Raw genomic sequence first — 1,054 nt, forward strand, 5'->3', positions numbered from 1 at the left:
TGATGGCCTATCTGGGAGACGAGCACGACGAGAAGAGCCTGATTGCCGAGATCGTGACCAAGGCCGACCGAGAGTCCGTGGCACACAACCTGCGGTCCGGCTCCCGTGCCAGGTTTGCTTCAGCGAGGATTGTGCCGCTGGTTGAGCGTCTGATGCGCGAGCTTTGCGCCCTGCTCGAGGAGGGTGGACGGTTGCCGCTGAACCGTCCCGGCGCAGTGGGCTGGATCTACCGGGGAGAAGCCTGGTTCGTCTGCAAACGACTGGTGGAGGAGCTGCGCCAGGCATTTGCCGCCAAGGGCGAGGGCAAGGGCATTCCTGGTCCGGATAAGGACGAGCGGATCTATGACACGTTCCAGGAGTATGGCGCCGTGATAACCAATCCACTGACCCATGGCGCGATCTGGCACATCCGCATCGAGCTGGAGACGTGGTCGGCAGATATGCGGGTGCTGCGTTTTCCGTTGGAGAAACTGTATCGGGATCCGTCGCAGTATCCGAGTGCCATCGCTGGCCGGATCGTCATTCTGGATCCTGGTGCAACGATGCCCACGCTAAACCCCAACCCAGCTGAGACTGCATCCGGCACCAGTCCCTCGAAAGCTGCCTCTACGGCCGCGCGTAATACGGAAACTGGGCCGGTTTCCCCAGCCCCCGAATCCAACGCGTCGATGGCTGGCGCGCCAGCCCCATCTGCTTCGGAACCTGAGTCAATGGCTGCCACCAACCAGCCGGATGCTGCGCCGGTCTCCCGCGTCAGCTCCCATGACGCTGCACCAATTGCGGCTCAATCGATTGACGATCCGGCTCCCGAAACCCTGAGCGCTGGGGACTTCCTCGATGAGATCGAATCGGCCTCCGCCCTGCAGGCCGAGGTCCGGCAACAGAGAGCGGCAGACACCGGCACAAGCCGTCCCGCTCCCATGCCAAGAATGCCTCCAGCGGAGATTCTCCCACCCGTGGTTCCAGCCACGCCCGCCCTACCGCCCCTGACGCCACGTGACGAAGCGCCCCCGCCACCATTGGCGCTGCAATTCATGCGGTGGCTGCAGGAGGG

The 1,054-nt window shown here is 63.6% G+C and carries 1 protein-coding gene; it reads left to right on the forward strand.

Annotated features, from left to right (window positions below):
• A partial coding sequence (locus tag AC1RQC_RS40335) for a TraI domain-containing protein (RefSeq protein WP_492886869.1) occupies nt 1–1,054 on the forward strand: 1,054 nt, incomplete at both ends.

The organism is Cupriavidus sp. GW822-FHT03E04 (assembly GCF_058801495.1).